Source organism: Mycoplasma struthionis, assembly GCF_003855455.1.
GTDB classification, from domain to species: Bacteria; Bacillota_I; Bacilli_A; order Mycoplasmatales; family Metamycoplasmataceae; genus Metamycoplasma; species Metamycoplasma struthionis.
In genome coordinates this window covers 132,707-151,381 of the sequence record NZ_CP034044.1, presented here as the reverse complement: position 1 = coordinate 151,381, position 18,675 = coordinate 132,707, and the positions used below count along the sequence as shown (strand labels likewise).

Sequence of the window (18,675 nt, the reverse complement as noted above, 5' to 3'; positions counted from 1 at the left end):
GCAGGTCCATTTGCGCTTGCACCGTCTTTACCAGGCTCCCCTTTTTCACCTTTAGGACCTTGAGGTCCTACAGCTCCGGCAGGTCCGGTAGCACCGGTTTCTCCCTTGTCCCCCTTTTCTCCTTTTGCTCCAGGTTGACCTTGAGGTATATTAGGATAAAAAATTTAGACACAAAACGCTATATGTTGATTAACAGCATATGGCGTTTTATATTCCATATTCGATTGTGGTCTATCTAAGTTATATCAAACCACAAATTTGTTAACTATATTATACACATTTAATAAATTCATTTTACTGGTATCGTAAAAATCGAATAATTCTCTTTGAAAAATTGAAAACAAATATTCCGAAGGTCTATTAGCTAATGAATTCCCTTTTGGTGACATAGATTGTTTAATGTTGTTGGTTTTTAAAAAGTCCCTAAATTTATTATTTGCATACTCTATACCATGGTCGCTATGAAAAATTTGAGGTTTTATTTTAAATTTCTTAATAGTTTCATCTAATAATTTAATAGTTGAATCAGCGGTTCTTTCTTTTGACAATGTTCAGTTTAAAATGGAATTTGAAAATGTTTCAGTTAAAACATGTAAGTAGTATCATTGTTCTTTGACTCTTACATATTTAATATCCGCATGAATTGTTTGAGCGAAAAAAGATGATGAAAAATCTCCTTTTAAAAAGTCATCAGTTCATATTTTATCGTATTTAGCTTCTTTCGGTGGTCTTGATTTGTTTGAACGCACATATGACAAAGATTTATATTGACTTTTTTCATAATTTATTCTAAAAACATATGAAGAAACATATTTTTTTGTTGATCTTATATATTTATAATAGAGTTTGTCCCTACCTATAATTAATCCTGATTTTTCAGCTTCTGCTAAAATCCAATCAATAATTTCTTGTTTAATATATTTTTCTTTAGAATCTTTTTTTGTTTTTTAAGATAGTTAGAGTAAATAGAAGTTCTGTTTATATCAAAGATTTCTGCTAGAATTTTCATTCTGCAGTTTTTAATATTTTTTTCGTCTTTTCTTTTCTTAACTTTCTCAATTATATCTGAATTTGTTATCCCATGCTCTTCTAATATTTCTTCTAAGACATCTTGATAAAATTGTCTTTCATATTCATTTAAGTCATTTATGCTTATTTTTCTTTTTCGACCTGATTTACCTTTTTTTGGAGCAATTCCCGTTTTAGATTTGAGTAATTCCATATCTAAATTATACAAGTTGTATCAATCTGTAATTAGCATTTTCGCATATTTAAATGGGTTTCTTTTATTCTTGTATTTTAAATAATTTTCTTTATATCTTTCTTCTCAGAAATCTTCAACAAAAGTAATCATCGCCATTTCTAAATCTTTTTCAATTAAAATTTTTATATATTTTAGTTTTTGTTCTGCTGTAAACTGTTTTCTTGACATAAAAAAACACATTCCTTTCTTTTAAATGGAATGTGTCTATAAATTTTTATCCTAGTTTATTACAAAATGTAATCGCTATTTAGAAATTATCTAGTTTATTCAGTATCAGAATGTGTTCCAGCTTCTTCAGCTGCTGGAGCAGGTTCTGCTGCTTTAGGAGTAACTAAATTAGTTGATAATTTAGTAATTGATAACTGACCTTTAAAAGAAGCACCTCTATTATAATCTTGACCATTATTAAACCCATCGACTGCTACATAAGCATTACCTTTTTTTGTTGGGTTTAAAGTAACTTTCATTGAATTAATTTTAATAGATCCTTTTTTCAATGTATATTCTATTTTTGTTTTAAATATTTGGTTAATTGCATTAGGAGTAGCAGCTCCTCTTACAGCATCTACAATAATGTAATTAGTGGTTCCTTGATTGTCGTCGTAACCTTTTTTAAATAAAGAATCAGTATTTAAATCACCTAAATAAGATAATCAAAATTCATCTTTTGTGTTTCATACATTAGAAGCAAAAAAGTTTAATTTAACTATATCACCTTTTTCAATAGGAGCATTAAAATTAATTTCTTTGCTTGTAGTTAAGTTAGTTCATAAATCATTTTCTGGTGTAGAAGGTGTAACATTGTCTGCATCTTTTTTAAATTCATTACTAAATAAAACTGTTTGATTAACTTTTGATGCAGATTCAGCATTTGCTGCAACTCCTGGTTTACCAGCAGGTCCTTCAGGTCCTCTTTCTCCTTGAGGTCCAGCAGGTCCTCTATCACCAGTTTCACCTTTATCTCCCTTGTCTCCTTTTTCACCTTTGGCTCCAGGTTGACCTTGAGGTCCAGCAGGTCCTCTATCACCTTTTTCACCTTTAGGTCCCTGTTCACATGAAAGTGCGAATAAAGGAGCAGCTACTAATGGTGAAACACTAGCTAAACCTAGCATAATTTTTAATGATTTTTTCATCTTTCTCCTTTTTAATTTAAAGACAAAATAAAAAATAGCAATTACATATTGTAATCGCTATTTAGAAATTATCTAGTTGATTAAACACTAGGGTGTGCTACAGTTTCTTCAGCTGTTGCAACAGGTTCTGCTGCTTTAGGAGTAACCTCTGTTGTTGAAATTTTTGTGATTGTTATTCTTCCAGCAAAGTTTTGTCCAGTATTTATCTTATTACCAAAATTTGCACTTTCTTCAAATTTATTATTATTTCTATAAAAACTTACTCTTAACTCATTAAATTGAATTGAATTTTTTTTCAAAGTATATTTTGCTTTAATAATAAAGACATTATTAGGTTCATTATTTCCTAACCCATCTTTTACTATTGTTGGAATAATTATCCCTTGTATTCCTTCCTCATTAGCTTCTCCATTTTCCGTTTCAAATAATGGTTGTGTATCTAATTGACCCATATATAAAGAAGTAAAAGTAGAACCATTTCAACCATTTTGCATTTCCAGCCTTAAGTTAACGATATCACCTTTTTTAATTTCTCCATTGTCAAAATTTACTTCTTGTTCTGCTAATAGTTTATCTTGTAAAGCCTTTGCGTCACCATCTTTATTAAATTTTTTATCTAATAATACGGTTCTTTCTAATGAAGTGGCAGGTCCATTTGCGCCTACACCGTCTTTACCAGGCTCACCTTTTTCACCTCTAGGTCCTTGAGACCCTACAGCTCCGGCAGGTCCGGTAGCACCGGTTTCTCCCTTGTCACCTTTTTCACCTTTTGCTCCAGGTTGACCTTGAGGTCCAGCAGGTCCTCTATCACCTTTTTCACCTTTAGGTCCTTGTTCACATGAAAGTGCAAATAAAGGAGCTACTACTAATGGTGAAACACTAGCTAAACCTAGCATAATTTTTAATGATTTTTTCATCTTTCTCCTTTTTAATTTAGACAAAATAAAAAATAGCAATTACAAAATGTAATCACTATTTAGAAATTATCTAGAAGATACTTCAGCAGTATGTGTTGTAGCTTCTTCAGCTGCTGGAGAAGGTTCTGCTGCTTTAGGAGTTGAAGGATCTGTTGTTGAAATTTTTGTGATTGTTATTCTTCCAACAAAATTATCACCAGTATTTATTTTATTACCAAAGTTTGTACTTTCTTCAAATTTATTATTATTTCTATAAAAACTTACTCTTAACTCATTAAATTGAATTGAATTTTTTTTCAAAGTATATTTTGCTTTAATAATAAAGACATTATTAGGTTCATTATTTCCTAACCCATCTTTTACTATTGTTGGAATAATTATCCCTTGTATTCCTTCCTCATTAGCTTCTCCATTTTCCGTTTCAAATAATGGTTGTGTATCTAATTGACCCATATATAAAGAAGTAAAAGTAGAACCATTTCAACCATTTTGCATTTCCAGCCTTAAGTTAACGATATCCCCTTTTTTAATTTCTCCATTGTCAAAATTTACTTCTTGTTCTGCTAATAGTTTATCTTGTAAAGCCTTTGCGTCACCATCTTTATTAAATTTTTTATCTAATAATACGGTTCTTTCTAATGAAGTGGCAGGTCCATTTGCGCCTACACCGTCTTTACCAGGCTCACCTTTTTCACCTCTAGGTCCTTGAGACCCTACAGCTCCGGCAGGTCCGGTAGCACCGGTTTCTCCCTTGTCACCTTTTTCACCTTTTGCTCCAGGTTGACCTTGAGGTCCAGCAGGCCCTCTGTCCCCTTTTTCTCCTTTAGGTCCTTGTTCACATGAAAGTGCAAATAAAGGAGTTGCTACTAGTGGTGAAACACTAGCTAAACCTAGCATAATTTTTAATGATTTTTTCATCTTTCTCCTTTTTAATTTAAAAAAAAAACTTTAATTTTATATCAAAAAAAGTTTGATTAAATTGAAAAATATTTGATTATGATTTTATTTTATTTTAATTTATTTGTTTATTTTTGGATACTTATAAATAAGAATTATATATATAACAGACATAATAATATCCATTACATGTGTGACGCGTCTGTATACATCACACATAATAATTATATATTTTTTTTAAATTATTGCTTTTTTTTTTTTTTTTGCTGGCTTTTTATAATAAAAAAATGTATCAAAATTAATATTTTAAAAATATAAAGGTAAAGTAAATGCTTTTATTTTTAAAATAAAAAGCCTACATAATTATAACTTTAAAATTTATTATTTATATCACTTTAGGCAATAAAAACAATTTTGTTTTTTAAATTAAAAAGGAGAAAGATGAAAAAATCATTAAAAATTATGCTAGGTTTAGCTAGTGTTTCACCATTAGTAGCAGCTCCTTTATTTGCACTTTCATGTGAACAAGGACCTAAAGGTGAAAAAGGGGATAGAGGACCTGCTGGGCCTCAAGGTCAACCTGGAGCAAAAGGTGAAAAAGGTGATAAGGGAGAAACCGGTGCTACCGGACCTGCAGGAGCTGTAGGACCTCAAGGACCTAGAGGTGAAAAAGGTGAGCCTGGTAAAGATGCTTCTGCAGTAAGTGGGCCAGCTACTTCATTGGAAAGAACTGTGTTATTAAATCAAGATTTTGATAATTCAGCAGATGGACCTAAAAAAGTATTGAAAGACGCACTTGTTAAAAAAACAGAAATTTCTTTTGCTAATGGTGGAATAAAAAAAGGTGACATTGTTAGAATAAGAATTCAATTAACAAATAATTGAGGAGGGCAACCTTTTACAGCATTTTATTTAGGTGAACTAGACACTGATGGTTTATTTAACGAAAATGGTGATCCTGTTGACGCTGGAATTAATGGTCAAATTATAACGGATTTTATGAAAAATGGTTTTGCTAATACAGCACCGAAAAATATTTTTAAAGCAAGAATTGGTTACACTTTAAAAGCTGGATCTATTAAATTTACACAACTAGCTGCATCATTTAAAACAATCACACAAGGATTTGATGACAGTTCAACAGCATGAGATCAAACAATAAACACAACAGGAGCTGCCTTTGTTGGTAAAATAACAATAACAAAAATCTCAACAACAGATCCTTCAACTCCTAAAGCAGCAGAACCTTCTCCAGCAGCTGAAGAAACTGTAGCACACCCTAGTGTTTAATCAACTAGATAATTTCTAAATAGCGATTACAATATGTAATTGCTATTTTTTATTTTGTCTTTAAATTAAAAAGGAGAAAGATGAAAAAATCATTAAAAATTATGCTAGGTTTAGTTAGTGTTTCACCATTAGTAGCAGCTCCTTTATTTGCACTTTCATGTGAACAAGGACCTAAGGGTGAAAAAGGTGATAGAGGACCAGCTGGACCTCAAGGTCAACCCGGTGCAAAAGGTGAAAAAGGTGATAAGGGAGATAAAGGTGAAACTGGTGACAGAGGGCCTGCTGGAGAAAGAGGACCACAAGGTGAACCTGGTAAACCAGGGGTTGCGACAAATGCTGAAACAGCTACCAGTTTAGAAAGAACTGTTTTATTAAATGAAAATATAGATGGTGAAATTAGAACCAAACTAACAAATGGTTCAACAGCCCCTTTAAATTTTGCTACAAATTTACAAAAAGGCGACTTATTGTATATGAATATTAATTTAATGAATTATTGAACTATTAAAGGTAAAAGAACACCATTTGTAATAAATTATTCTAGTCAAATTGATACAACAAATTTATTTCAAAATGATAATACACCTAACGAACAAGGAATTAGTGGAATAATAATAGCCAAAATTTTAATGAATTCTGATGACGTAGCGAAACCAGATGACATTTTTGTAGCAAGAATTAAATATACATTAAAACAAAATTCAATTGAATTTAAAGAAATAAGACACGGTTTCAATGAAACAAACGGAACTAAGTCAAGCGATTTTAATGGAATCTTTAATAGAGGAACATTTACCGGAAAAATTTCTTTATCAACAATACACACAAAAAATAAAACAGAAAACACAACTAACGTAGAATAAAATTAAATAAAAAACCTGCTTAACAAAAAATGTTCTGAGCTATATTAGGATAAAAAATTTAGACACAAAACGCTATATGTTGATTAACAGCATATGGCGTTTTATATTCCATATTCGATTGTGGTCTATCTAAGTTATATCAAACCACAAATTTGTTAACTATATTATACACATTTAATAAATTCATTTTACTGGTATCGTAAAAATCGAAAAATTCTCTTTGAAAAATTGAAAACAAATATTCCGAAGGTCTATTAGCTAATGAATTCCCTTTTGGTGACATAGATTGTTTAATGTTGTTGGTTTTTAAAAAGTCCCTAAATTTATTATTTGCATACTCTATACCATGGTCGCTATGAAAAATTTGAGGTTTTATTTTAAATTTCTTAATGGTTTCATCTAATAATTTAATAGTTGAATCAGCGGTTCTTTCTTTTGACAATGTTCAGTTTAAAATTGAATTTGAAAATGTTTCAGTTAAAACATGTAAGTAGTATCATTGTTCTTTGACTCTTACATATTTAATATCCGCATGAATTGTTTGAGCGAAAAAAGATGATGAAAAATCTCCTTTTAAAAAGCCATCAGTTCATATTTTATCGTATTTAGCTTCTTTCGGTGGTCTTGATTTGTTTGAACGCACATATGACAAAGATTTATATTAACTTTTTTCATAATTTATTCTAAAAACATATGAAGAAACATATTTTTTTGTTGATCTTATATATTTATAATAGAGTTTGTCCCTACCTATAACTAATCCTGATTTTTCAGCTTCTGCTAAAATCCAATCAATAATTTCTTGTTTAATATATTTTTCTTTAGAATCTTTTTTTTGTTTTTTAAGATAGTTAGAGTAAATAGAAGTTCTGTTTATATCAAAGATTTCTGCTAGAATTTTCATTCTGCAGTTTTTAATATTTTTTTCGTCTTTTCTTTTCTTAACTTTCTCAATTATATCTGAATTTGTTATCCCATGCTCTTCTAATATTTCTTCTAAGACATCTTGATAAAATTGTCTTTCATATTCATTTAAGTCATTTATGCTTATTTTTCTTTTTCGACCTGATTTACCTTTTTTTGGAGCAATTCCCGTTTTAGATTTGAGTAATTCCATATCTAAATTATACAAGTTGTATCAATCTGTAATTAGCATTTTGGCATATTTAAATGGGTTTCTTTTATTCTTGTATTTTAAATAATTTTCTTTATATCTTTCTTCTCAGAAATCTTCAACAAAAGTAATCATCGCCATTTCTAAATCTTTTTCAATTAAAATTTTTATATATTTTAGTTTTTGTTCTGCTGTAAACTGTTTTCTTGACATAAAAAAACACATTCCTTTCTTTTAAATGGAATGTGTCTATAAATTTTTATCCTAGTTTAAAAATGTTCTGAGCAGGTTTTTTATTTTATTTTATTTTATTCAGCAGGTGTTTTAACTAATAAAGGAAGGGCTACATTTTCTTTGTTAGTTAAAGTAATTTTTGAAATTTGTAATCTTCCGGTGAAAGCATCTCCTGTATTAATTGTAGTTCCAAATCTATCAGATACAGTGAATTTTGTTGCATCAAAACCACCATTAATTTGCAGAATTTGTATACCATCTGTAAATAGTAAATATGCTACTCTTACTTTAAAAATTTCTTTAGGTGTATTTGTGTTAACTCCATCTTTTACAAAATCTAATAAAATTTGACCTCTAAGACCTTTTTCATTACTTGCAGAACCATCACCACTAGCTTCCAATAAAGAAGGATTATTAGCAAATAAAGACTCTGTTTCTAATTCACCATTATAATTTGCATAGTAAGTTCTGTTTGATAAGTTGTTTTTAAAACTTAATTTTATTTTTAAAATATCATTTTTTGTTATATTTTGAGCAAAAGGAATTTTTGTAGCTCCAACTTTCCCGCTATGTGTCATTATGTTGTATAATGCATTTTCTTCTTTTTTTGATGGATCGTTTGATTTTAAAAAGTCTCTATCAAATAGCACAGTTCTTTCTAAACTAGTAGCTGTTTCAGCATTTGTTGCAACCCCTGGTTTACCAGCTGGTCCTTCAGGTCCTCTTTCTCCAGCAGGCCCTCTGTCACCAGTTTCACCTTTAGGTCCTTGAGCACCAGTATCTCCTTTTTCACCTTTTGCTCCAGGTTGACCTTGAGGTCCAGCAGGTCCCCTGTCCCCTTTTTCACCTTTAGGTCCTTGTTCACATGAAAGTGCAAATAAAGGAGCTGCTACTAATGGTGAAACACTAGCTAAACCTAGCATAATTTTTAATGATTTTTTCATCTTTCTCCTTTTTAATTTAAAGACAAAATAAAAAATAGCAATTACAAAATGTAATCGCTATTTAGAAATTATCCAATTGATTAAGCACCAGAATGTGTTGTATCTTCTTCAACTGTTGTAGCAGAATCTGCTGCTTTAGGAGTAACTAAATTAGTTGAAATTTTTGTTAGAATTAATTTCCCCTTAAAGGCCTCACCTTTATTAAAGTCTTGTCCAGTTTTAAAATCTATTGCTGCATTATAAGCATTTGTACCATGTTTATTACTATCAAAAGCGGCTTTAATTGAATTAATTTTAATTGAACCTCTTTTTAAGGTATATTCAATTTTAGCTCTAAAGATTTGATTTATAGCATTAGGCAACCCTCCCCCTCTTACAGCTTCAACTAATATATAATTAGTTATACCTTCTGAATCATTGTAACCATTAATAAATAAATCGCTTGTATCTAATTGATTTAAATAGTATATTCTAAATTCATCATTTCCATTTCATTTATTTGACGCAAAAAAGTTTAGTTTAACAATGTCAGATTTTTCAATAGGAGAACTGAATACAATTTCTTGATTTGATGTCAATTTAGTTCAAAGTTCTCCCGCTGGTGTTGTATTGTCTGTGCTTGTGTCTTTAGCAAAGTCACTACTAAATAAAACAGTTTGATTAACTTTAGATGCAGATTCAGCATTTGTCGCAACCCCTGGTTTACCAGGTTCACCTTGTGGTCCTCTTTCTCCAGCAGGCCCTCTGTCACCAGTTTCACCTTTATCTCCCTTATCACCTTTTTCACCTTTTGCACCGGGTTGACCTTGAGGTCCAGCTGGTCCTCTATCACCTTTTTCACCTTTAGGTCCTTGTTCACATGAAAGTGCAAATAAAGGAGCTACTACTAATGGTGAAACACTAGCTAAACCTAGCATAATTTTTAATGATTTTTTCATCTTTCTCCTTTTTAATTTAAAACAGGCTGAACTATTTTCTTTTTATTTTTTTTCAAAAAATAACTTTAAATACTAAAAACTTAAAAAATGAAAATTTTTAATTTTTCTTTTATAATTTAAATAACTTAATAAAGGAGTTTAAAGTGAAAAAAAGGATTAGTATTTTAAATTATGAAAATCGAATTTGAACTTCATTTTTTATTAAAAAATATATTAGAGCGGAAGAGTAAGGGCTATAAAAATGTGGACTTACATTTTTATTAAAGCCCATTTTATGCATTTAAAAAGTTAATTAAATTATAAAAATAGATAAAGGTTAAAAATATGTCAAGAAAATTTACAGAACAAGAACAAATTAGAAGAGAAAAAATTCAAACTTTAGAAAAAGAAAATTTGAGAGCTTTTAATCAAACTATAAAACCAACTACAAACTCAGAAATAATAGATAAAAACTTTTCTTCACTTACTAGAGAAGAAATTGAAAGCCAAGAAATTAATGAAATTTTTAATGGTAGAGTATTAGCACAAAGAGGACCATTTATTGTTTTAAACGATAGATATGGCAATTTACAAATCTATATTGATAAAAAAATATTAGATGAAAATTCTTTAAACACATTAAAACAATTAGATTTAGGAGATATTGTAAGTGTTAGTGGTATGTTATCTAAAACTCATACTAATGCATTAATGCTTAAAGCTAAATCATTAACCTTATTAACTAAATCACTAAAACCATTACCAGATAAATATCATGGTTTAGTAGATCCAGAAGAAAGAAGACGTCATAGATATGTTGACACAATTGTTAATGAAGAATCAAGAAAAACTTTTGTATTAAGAACCAAAATAATTAGAGGTGTAAGAGAATATTTTGATAATTTAGACTATCTAGAAGTTGACACTCCTGTTTTACATCCTATTTTAGGCGGGGCTGCTGCCAAACCTTTTATTACTTACTACAATGCACTAAATAGAAATTTCTATTTAAGAATAGCTACTGAATTGCCACTTAAAAAATGTTTAGTTGGTGGTTTTGAAAGAGTATATGAAATAGGAAGAATTTTTAGAAACGAAGGTGTTGATTCTACACATAATCCAGAATTTACTTCTATTGAATTTTATGAAGCCTATTCTGATATGTGAGGAATGATGGAAAGAACTGAAGGAGTATTTAAATACTTAACAGAAAAATTAAATATTTCAAAAGTAAAATTCAATGGGTATGATATCGAATTTAAATATCCATTTAATAAAATAAATATGGTTGATGCTGTATCAGAAAAGGTCGGTGTTAATGTTAGAGAATTAAATGATGAACAAGCTATTGAACTTGCTAAAAAACATAACATTAAAGTTGAAAAATACTTTAAATTAGGTCACGTAATTAATGAACTATTTGAAAAATATATTGAAGAAACTTTAATACAACCAACATTTGTATATGGACATCCTATTGAAATCTCTCCACTTGCTTTTAAAGAACTAAATGATGAACGTTTTACACAAAGAGCAGAATTATTTATTGGTACAAAAGAATTTGCTAATATGTTTACAGAATTAACAGATCCTATTGATCAATTAAAACGTTTTGAAGCACAATTAGATGAAAGAGAAAATGGAAATGAAGAAGCTAATGAAATTGATTGAGATTTTGTTAATGCTTTAGAATATGGTATGCCACCTGCTGGAGGCTGTGGAATTGGTATTGATAGATTAATTATGCTATTAACAGAAAATGACTCAATTAGAGACATTTTAATGTTTCCACAATTAAAAGAATTAGAAAACAACAAATAATAACGTTTTATGCAATTTATCTTGAATGATAAATTGATTTTTTATACAATTTAAAATACTTTTAAATTTATTAAAACTCATTTAATATAATAAAGTAAAAAATTATTAATTAAGGAGATATTTATATATGAAAATTAAAAAACAATTTCTTTTATTAGCATTAGGAATAATTCCTATAGCAACTGTATCATGCCAGCATATTCATGTTAAAGCTGAAAGAGGTTTACAAGGCTTTCAAGGAGAAAAAGGTGAAAAAGGAGAACCAGGACAAAAAGGCGAGAAAGGCGAAAACGGAAAAGATGGCAAAGGATTTGAAAAAATTTGATTGCTAAATTCTTCATTAGAAGCCTCAGATTATCTTGTGAGGCGTGCTTTTGTAAAATCAGGTAAAATATTATTTTCAAATAATCAAAAGTATCTTGAAGGAGATTTAATAACTTTATTTTTAGATCTTAAAGCTAGTTTAGACAATAAAGAATATTCAATCAATTTAAAAACTTTATTAGATACTAGAAATATAGAAGAAAAAGGTAAGGTTGTAGAATGTTATACAAGCGCAATGGTTATGAGTATAAAATCCAAAACAAAAGCTATTATTCCAGCTTTTGTAACTTATCGATTATGAGATGATGGTATAACAGTTTTTAATATTCAAGTTCAAGAAAATGGAAATTTTATAAATCTTAAAAATAATGAATCTCTAACCGGCAGAATAACCTTAATAAAATATTCAAAAGAAAATTAGTTTTTATTGCTTTAGATTTTTATATCTAAAGCAATTTTTTATTTATTAAATTAAAAAGGAGAAAGATGAAAAAATCATTAAAAATTATGCTAGGTTTAGCTAGTGTTTCACCGTTAGTAGCAGCTCCTTTATTTGCACTTTCATGTGAACAAGGACCTAAAGGTGAAAAAGGTGATAGAGGACCTGCTGGACCTCAAGGTCAACCTGGAGCAAAAGGTGAAAAAGGTGATAAGGGAGATAAAGGTGAAACTGGTGACAGAGGACCTGCTGGAGAAAGAGGACCTGAAGGACCAGCTGGTAAACCTGGTAAAGATGGTGCAGGTGCAAATGGGCCTGCTGTTTCATTAGAAAGAACAGTTTTAATTGATAAAGCTATAGACACTGATTTGCGTCAAAAAATTGCTGACGGAAATACCAATGCAGCTATTGATTTCAGTAGCCCAATCAAAAAAGACGATGTTGTAACTTTAAAATTTGAAATTTCAAATTATTGAACTTCAAAAACAGTTAGACCTACAAACAGACGTTCAAAATTTATTATTAAATATGTAGGCCAACTGGATACAGATTCTCTTTTTGGAGAAGACGGTAACGCAAAAGACACTGGAGTTCAAGGAATATTATTTACAAATGTATTAGAAAACGGTGATGCTTCTGGACCTGATAATCTATTTTCTGCAAGAATAAAATATACTTTAAAAGCAAATTCAATTCAATTTACAGAAATTAAAGGGGCCTTTGCTACTGACAGTTTTAGTAAACTTGGTACATACAATACTAAAATGAATACAGGAAATTTTGAAGGTAAATTAACTATAACAAAAATTTCTGTTGTAGATACAACTCCTAATAAAGCAGCAGAAATGGCTAAACCTGTTAATGAAGAAGCTGCTCACGCAAGCAATGAATCAACTAGATAATTTCTAAATAGCGATTACATTTTGTAATTGCTATTTTTTATTTTGTCTAAATTAAAAAGGAGAAAGATGAAAAAATCATTAAAAATTATGCTAGGTTTAGCTAGTGTTTCACCACTAGTAGCAGCTCCTTTATTCGCACTTTCATGTGAACAAGGACCTAAAGGTGAAAAAGGTGACAGAGGGCCTGCTGGACCTCAAGGTCAACCTGGAGCAAAAGGTGAAAAAGGTGACACTGGTGCTCAAGGGCCTAAAGGTGAAACCGGTGACAGAGGACCTGCTGGAGAAAGAGGACCACAAGGTGAACCTGGTAAACCAGGGGTTGCGACAAATGCTGAAACAGCTACTAGTTTAGAAAGAACTGTGCTATTTGATAGGGACTTTGAAAACACTACAGAACCTACCAAAAAAGAAGAGAAAGCTTTATATGATATTCTAATTCATGACGGCAAAGATGGAGCTACAAAAATCCCTTTTTCAGAACAAATTAAAAAAGGCGATATTGTTAGAATAAAATTTAGTTTTTCAAATAATTTAGGAAGTAATAAATTATATACAGACTATGTTGGAGAAATTAACACAGATAACTTATTTTCAACTACACCTACATGACCTTTAGAAGATGGAGGAATGAGGGGACAAATACTTACAGATTTTATAAAAGACGGTGTAACAAATAATAGTACAAAAACTATTTATAAAATTAGAATTGCTTATCTTTTATTTAATGATGGTATTCAAATTTTACAAATAAAAGGTGGTTTTAATCCAAAAGGAAACACATTCCCAGCTATAGATAACTTTGATACAGATATAAGTACAGGCTCTAGCTTTAAAGGGCATTTACAACTTTCAAAAATTTCTATTAAAGATAAAGAAGGAATAAATTTACCATTGTTAGTTAAAGCTCCAGCAGCATAAATTAAAAAGTTGGGATATCCCAACTTTTATTTATTATCTTGCTGTTTCAGAGTTTTTAGTTTTATTTGTGGTGTGAATAGTAGTTAGAGTTAGTTTTCCTGTTAAACCTTTTCCTACATTAAATTGTGTGTCAAAATTTTCTGCCTTTTTTGGAGCCATATTACCAGAAGTGGTAAAACCACCTTTTACTTCATTAAAGATAATTTTATCAGCTTTTAAGGTATATTTAATTTTTGCAACAAATACTTCATCAGGTTTTGTTGCATCTCCCTCTACAAGGACTCTTCCAAAAACAACTCCATTAATGCCGCCTGCATTAACCTCATCGTTATTGTATAATCCTTCAGTGTCAAGATTTCCTAAATAAAATAATTTGAAAACTTTTCTAACACTATTAATTGTTCATGCATTGTCCATTTCTAATCTTAATGTTACAATATCTTCTTTTTGAATTGAATTATTTAAAGAAATTTCTTGAGGTGTTGTAATTTTTGTTCATAAATCATTTTCTGGTGTAGAAATTGTAACTTCATCTGCATCTTTTTTAATAGCTAAATTAAGTAAAACTGTTTTTTCCAATGAAGTGGCAGGTCCATTTGCGCCTGCACCGTCTTTACCAGGCTCCCCTTTTTCACCTTTAGGACCTTGAGGTCCTACAGCTCCGGCAGGTCCGGTAGCACCGGTTTCTCCCTTGTCCCCTTTTTCTCCTTTTGCTCCAGGTTGACCTTGAGGTCCAGCAGGCCCTCTATCACCTTTTTCACCTTTAGGCCCTTGTTCACATGAAAGTGCAAATAAAGGAGCTACTACTAATGGTGAAACACTAGCTAAACCTAGCATAATTTTTAATGATTTTTTCATCTTTCTCCTTTTTAATTTATATAAAAAAATGTTCTCTAGCGAGAACACTTTATTTAATTTGCAAAAATTCTTATTTTCTTTAATTTTATTGAACTTGTTTTTCCTGTAAATTCATAAAAAATTCATAAATCAAAATAGTTAGAATGCTTGTTTGTAATTATATTTGTTGAATATGAAAATGATCCACCTAAATCTCTTAAATTAAGATTTGAAATTCTTTTTGGATCCGCACCTTCAAATACATATACGGCACCGTTTATTCTATAACCTCTCGGTGTGCTTAAGAATATAAATTCATTATTATTAGTTTTTGTATATGAAATAGTAGCAAAAGTGCTTTTATTAGCTTGGTAATTTGTACTGGTTTTGTCAATAAATGTTCAAGTCTTACCACCATCTACTGACTTTCTAAAACTTAATGGGTGTAATCTTGAGTATCATAATAGTGTACCATCTTCTTTTTCTATTATAGATGATTCAGATCCGTCAGGAGAATTTATATCTTTATATAATACATATCAATTTTTACCCATATCATCACTGGCGATTAACCCAACTTTTTCTGAATGTCATCTAAAATATATTGGGAATATTAAACGACCATTTTTATTTGCGTTGCTTGCAGTTTGATGTTTCAATTGAATACCAGATCCAACTCCATTTATAAAGTATCTTTCTAATGTACGGCCACTAAATTGGTTTACTGAGATCATATTTCCTCAAGTTTTTCCATTGTCATCAGATTCTATAATAAAACTTCAGTCCATTATTTCAAAGGCTCAGCCTTTATTTTCTCTAGATCATGCTGAATAACTTTCTCTATTTGAAGCTATTTCTTGTTTAGAACTATTTTGACCTTCTTCACCAAAATTTGTAAATAAAGAAGGATTTATATTAGTATAAACTGCTCCAGTAATTACTTTATTAACTGGATCATATGAATTGTCAATTATTACATTTGCTGCTTCTAATGTTGAATTGTCATTTACTTGGCTGAAATCTGTTGCATCTAAAACTTTGTAAACTTTTCATCAATTTTTTAATCCATCTACTATTATTGGTTTTCCAATATATAATTCTCTTGAATTTGCTTTTTCTATTCTAATTCATTTATTATTATTTACATAACCATTTTTATTTTTCTTGGCAAAAAATGATCCTTGTTGAATTTTTGAATTATATCTATATACTCCGAAAAAGTAAAATAATTTTTCTCTTCCAGTATTTGGGTCTATAGAACTTAACATAGTTCCATCAGTTATTTGGCCTATGTTCTTTCCATCAACCGGATCATTTAAGCTAACCGCCACAATTCTTTTAACATCGCTTCATTTTTCATCTTTTTTATTATAAACTCTTAAGTCTTGTTCTATATCGCCAAGATCAGCTGCATTATTTTTTCTTTTATCTATATTAAATAAAATATTTCCATCTTTGTCTTCAACTACACCAGGAATTCTTCATGAATTAGAACCATCAACTTTTTCTGGCGTTCCTCTTAAAAAAGCGGTTGTTCCTAATGACTCAGGCATTTCCAAGTAACTGTATGTTTTTGTATTTCTTGGAGTGTCAAATTTCAAACTATATTTATCTAATATATGGCCTTCTCTATCTGAAATAACTGCTACAACTAAAAATTTATTATTGTTAACTTGTTGGGCAAAAAAGTCGTAATTTTTTGAACTAAAATCATTGTATCTTGGAACGATAAAGTTGATATTTATATCTTGTTTTACCTTTGTTATATTTTGATCACCTAATAACAATCTGTCGTAGTTTGAATAAACATCTATGGCTGTTTGATTAGAAGTACCTACTGTATTCTTTTTAATTGTAAAGTATTTTTCAAAGCCTTCAGTCTTAGAACTATCTACCAATTGTTTAAAATCAGTTAATTCTCAAGGTTTAATAGTATTGTTGTATAAAAGGTCTCGATCTTTAAATTTAATATCAATATTTTTCTTAGCCTTCAATTCCTGCATATCAATTCTTATTTGACCCTTTAATGTTTTTTCTATGGTCATACGAGGAGATTGCAAGGTTCCATTACCTATTTCTAAATTAATTGTGTAATCTGCTGTTAATGTATCTTGGTTTGTCAAACTTAAACTTTTTATTTCAAATCTTGCGTTAGGATAAGCTTTTAAAAAGCCAAAAGCATCAGTAAACTCAAAAACTTGTTTAAGTTTGTCTATAGAATCTTTTTTATTTGTAAATTCTGTTAGATTATTCAAGTCTTCATCAGTTATTACTGATAAATCTGCGTTTTCTTTTAATGAAGCCATCATTGTTAAAGTACTTGGAAATGATAGAATATTAGAACCTGAATTACTAAAGTTTAATTCTATAATTTGTTGATATTCTTTATTTCTATTGTAATTTACATATGCTAAAACAAAAAGTTTTTTTTGTGCTTCATTTGAACCAATTATTTCCAATTTTATATCTTTTCAGTCAAATAATCTTATATTATTATCTTCTATAGTTATGTAATCTCTTAAATTTTCATTGTTTAGAGTATTTAAATAAAATTTATCTAAATAAACTTTCGTTGGTGTAATTACAAGTGGTTTAACTTCTGAATTTTTATTATTAATCTTAAATACTTGTTGATTTCTTGGAACAAGTTCTGCATTTTTAAGTTCATCAATCTTATTAATTAATTTAAAAGTCAATTCACTTACTTCAGATCTGCTTCCGTCATTAGACAAAAGATTTTTCAAATCAGTTTTCAATTTATCTAGTTCTTTTATTTGCTCAATACTTAAATTAATATAATCTTTTTCAAAATTATTAACTACATTACTTCAATCTGTTTGACCTGATAAAATAAATATTTTGTTGTCTGCGTCTGTTTCAAAGGTATCACTTATACTGTCTTGTGTATTTTGGTCAGAATTTTTAAAAACTTCTAAAGATCTTGAAATTAATGTGTTTAATTCTTCATTATTGAAAAAATCTTTAACTTTTGATAATTTATTATATGTATTAAATCAGTTATTAGCACTTTCACTATTATATTTTTCAATTTCAGCTTGATATTTTTCAGAAATTTTTACAACTTCTTTAAACAAATTAGAGATTTCGCTTATAGATTCATCGTTTTTTAAATCAATATTTTTAATTGCTAAAAATTGTTGGTCATAGTTTTGAATCTCAGTGTTAAATTCACTAGTAATTGGAACTCCAAATTTTGCTAAAGTAACAGCAAATTTCGGTTCTTGTAAAGTTGTTTTAATACTGTTTAATGAAGCTTTTTCGGTTTCTCATCTTGTTTGAATTTCATCTTTAACGCTTTTATCAAATTCGGCAACAGCTTTTTGAATTTTTTCAACTAATTCATTTATTTCTTCATCAGTTGCTTCTTTTGAATTAAATGAAGAATTTTTTAATGATAATACTTTAATAATTTTATTTGCCAAATCTATGTTTGTTAGTTTTTCTTCTGGCATTAATTTTTTATAATTTGCTAATAATTGATCAAAATTATTAAACAAAGTGTTAATAGCGCTAAATTTTTCGCTATTATCCATATTTTTTATTTCTTCATTAGTAATAGGTTTTACATTGCTTGAACCCAAATTTACTTCTATTTTGTCGTTTTCTTTTTTTATTTTTTCATTATTTTTAACAAAGTCTTTCAATGTTAAAATCTTATTTTGACATGCCACACTAACTATTGCTGGTGCAACTGCAATAGGGGCAAGTAATAATTTTGCTAATATTTTTTTGCTCATAACATCCTTCACTACATTTTTAATAAAAAACATATAAATTATAAAACAAAGTTTTATGCAAATTAAAATAAAAAAAATTTTTTTTAAAAAAAGAGAGAATTTT

Annotated in this window: 17 protein-coding genes; 6 read left to right on the top strand and 11 right to left on the bottom strand. The window is 29.3% G+C overall.

What is annotated here, in order from left to right; translation table 4 throughout:
* Nucleotides 1-164: 164 nt before the first annotated feature.
* The 5 genes from EGN60_RS00525 to EGN60_RS00505 all read right to left on the bottom strand — a co-directional run bounded on the left by EGN60_RS00525 (nt 165) and on the right by EGN60_RS00505 (nt 4,232).
* Nucleotides 165-749, bottom strand: coding sequence for a DDE-type integrase/transposase/recombinase (locus tag EGN60_RS00525; RefSeq protein ID WP_157977607.1), 585 nt, complete (start codon nt 747-749; stop codon nt 165-167).
* A 137-nt stretch (nt 750-886) separates the two neighbouring features.
* Nucleotides 887-1,432: a hypothetical protein gene (locus tag EGN60_RS00520; RefSeq protein WP_124724158.1), complete on the bottom strand. Its 546-nt coding sequence runs from the start codon at nt 1,430-1,432 to the stop codon at nt 887-889.
* A 95-nt stretch (nt 1,433-1,527) separates the two neighbouring features.
* Nucleotides 1,528-2,397, bottom strand: coding sequence for a collagen-like triple helix repeat-containing protein (locus EGN60_RS03600; RefSeq protein WP_124724157.1), 870 nt, complete (start codon nt 2,395-2,397; stop codon nt 1,528-1,530).
* Between the two features lie 80 nt (nt 2,398-2,477).
* Nucleotides 2,478-3,314 carry a collagen-like triple helix repeat-containing protein gene (locus tag EGN60_RS00510; protein WP_124724156.1) on the bottom strand — a complete coding sequence of 279 codons (837 nt, stop codon included), beginning with the start codon at nt 3,312-3,314 and terminating at the stop codon, nt 2,478-2,480.
* A 66-nt stretch (nt 3,315-3,380) separates the two neighbouring features.
* Nucleotides 3,381-4,232, bottom strand: coding sequence for a collagen-like triple helix repeat-containing protein (locus EGN60_RS00505; protein ID WP_124724155.1), 852 nt, complete (start codon nt 4,230-4,232; stop codon nt 3,381-3,383).
* A 420-nt stretch (nt 4,233-4,652) separates the two neighbouring features.
* On the opposite strand from EGN60_RS00505, the gene EGN60_RS03595 reads away from it, so the two are divergent.
* Nucleotides 4,653-5,501: a variable surface lipoprotein gene (locus EGN60_RS03595; protein WP_124724154.1), complete on the top strand. Its 849-nt coding sequence runs from the start codon at nt 4,653-4,655 to the stop codon at nt 5,499-5,501.
* An 80-nt stretch (nt 5,502-5,581) separates the two neighbouring features.
* Nucleotides 5,582-6,364: a collagen-like triple helix repeat-containing protein gene (locus EGN60_RS03590; RefSeq protein WP_124724153.1), complete on the top strand. Its 783-nt coding sequence runs from the start codon at nt 5,582-5,584 to the stop codon at nt 6,362-6,364.
* Between the two features lie 58 nt (nt 6,365-6,422).
* Here EGN60_RS03590 and EGN60_RS00490 read toward each other — a convergent pair whose 3' ends face one another.
* From EGN60_RS00490 to EGN60_RS03580, 4 genes are all read right to left on the bottom strand, one after another.
* Nucleotides 6,423-7,007: a DDE-type integrase/transposase/recombinase gene (locus EGN60_RS00490; protein WP_157977606.1), complete on the bottom strand. Its 585-nt coding sequence runs from the start codon at nt 7,005-7,007 to the stop codon at nt 6,423-6,425.
* 18 nt (nt 7,008-7,025) lie between these two features.
* On the bottom strand, nt 7,026-7,691 hold the full coding sequence (locus EGN60_RS00485; RefSeq protein WP_124724151.1) for a hypothetical protein: 666 nt from the start codon (nt 7,689-7,691) through the stop codon (nt 7,026-7,028).
* 95 nt (nt 7,692-7,786) lie between these two features.
* On the bottom strand, nt 7,787-8,656 hold the full coding sequence (locus tag EGN60_RS03585) for a collagen-like triple helix repeat-containing protein (RefSeq protein WP_124724150.1): 870 nt from the start codon (nt 8,654-8,656) through the stop codon (nt 7,787-7,789).
* Between the two features lie 80 nt (nt 8,657-8,736).
* Nucleotides 8,737-9,594 (bottom strand): collagen-like triple helix repeat-containing protein, encoded by an 858-nt coding sequence (locus EGN60_RS03580; protein WP_124724149.1) that lies wholly within the window; start codon nt 9,592-9,594, stop codon nt 8,737-8,739.
* 324 nt (nt 9,595-9,918) lie between these two features.
* Between EGN60_RS03580 and lysS the strand changes: the two genes are divergently transcribed.
* The 4 genes from lysS to EGN60_RS03570 all read left to right on the top strand — a co-directional run bounded on the left by lysS (nt 9,919) and on the right by EGN60_RS03570 (nt 13,977).
* Entirely contained in the window at nt 9,919-11,394 is a 1,476-nt protein-coding gene (gene lysS / locus EGN60_RS00470; RefSeq protein ID WP_124724148.1) for a lysine--tRNA ligase, read from the top strand.
* Between the two features lie 127 nt (nt 11,395-11,521).
* Entirely contained in the window at nt 11,522-12,139 is a 618-nt protein-coding gene (locus EGN60_RS03440; RefSeq protein ID WP_211324455.1) for a collagen-like triple helix repeat-containing protein, read from the top strand.
* A 65-nt stretch (nt 12,140-12,204) separates the two neighbouring features.
* Entirely contained in the window at nt 12,205-13,059 is an 855-nt protein-coding gene (locus EGN60_RS03575) for a collagen-like triple helix repeat-containing protein (protein WP_157977605.1), read from the top strand.
* 66 nt (nt 13,060-13,125) lie between these two features.
* Nucleotides 13,126-13,977 (top strand): collagen-like triple helix repeat-containing protein, encoded by an 852-nt coding sequence (locus tag EGN60_RS03570; protein WP_124724147.1) that lies wholly within the window; start codon nt 13,126-13,128, stop codon nt 13,975-13,977.
* 33 nt (nt 13,978-14,010) lie between these two features.
* Here the strand turns inward: EGN60_RS03570 and EGN60_RS00450 are convergent, their stop codons facing one another.
* Both EGN60_RS00450 and EGN60_RS00445 read right to left on the bottom strand, forming a co-directional pair.
* The gene (locus EGN60_RS00450) at nt 14,011-14,835 is read right to left on the bottom strand and encodes a collagen-like triple helix repeat-containing protein (RefSeq protein ID WP_124724146.1); all 825 of its coding nucleotides are present in this window, start codon (nt 14,833-14,835) and stop codon (nt 14,011-14,013) included.
* A gap of 53 nt (nt 14,836-14,888) precedes the next feature.
* Nucleotides 14,889-18,572, bottom strand: a complete 3,684-nt coding sequence (locus tag EGN60_RS00445; RefSeq protein ID WP_124724145.1) for an exo-alpha-sialidase — start codon at nt 18,570-18,572, stop codon at nt 14,889-14,891.
* Nucleotides 18,573-18,675 lie beyond the last annotated feature (103 nt).